Source organism: Staphylococcus sp. EG-SA-2, assembly GCF_017152085.1.
On record NZ_JACYHC010000081.1, the window covers coordinates 1 to 561 of the forward strand.

General features: G+C 32.1%; 1 protein-coding gene. It reads right to left on the reverse strand.

What is annotated here, in order from left to right; genetic code table 11:
* Window positions 1-27 precede the first annotated feature (27 nt).
* On the reverse strand, window positions 28-561 hold a 534-nt coding region (locus IDG60_RS00655; protein ID WP_206160367.1), incomplete at its 5' end, for an ATP-grasp domain-containing protein.

Sequence of the window (561 nt, forward strand, 5' to 3'; positions counted from 1 at the left end):
TTTTCCTTCATATAATAATGTCATGCTTTAATTACTCCCCTCAAATTTAGCGTACATATCTTGTTCAGTTTGGTTTACATCATTCGTTAGTACAGTCATATGCCCCATTTTTCTGCTATCTTTACGCTCAGACTTACCATAAATATGTAAGTGCCACTCTGGATGTTCATTAAATTCATTTTCCAATAAATCTAAATCTTTACCTAGTAAGTTCATCATGACTGCTGGCTTTAATAATTCAATTGAATTTGGTAATGATTGTCCGGTAACTGCTAAAATATGAGTATCAAATTGTGAATAATCACATGCTTCAATTGAATAATGTCCGGAATTGTGAGGCCTTGGTGCTATCTCGTTCACATACAATTGGTTGTTACTATCTATAAAAAATTCAACTGTAAATGTTCCAATGAAATGAATCGATTGGATAATTATATTAACTTGCTCTTTCGCCTCAGCTGTTTTATCTATTCTCGCTGGAACAATTGTTTTGAAAAGTATTTGATTTCTATGCTCATTTTCTTGTAATGGGAAAAAAGTGATTTGATTGTTGTTTCCTCT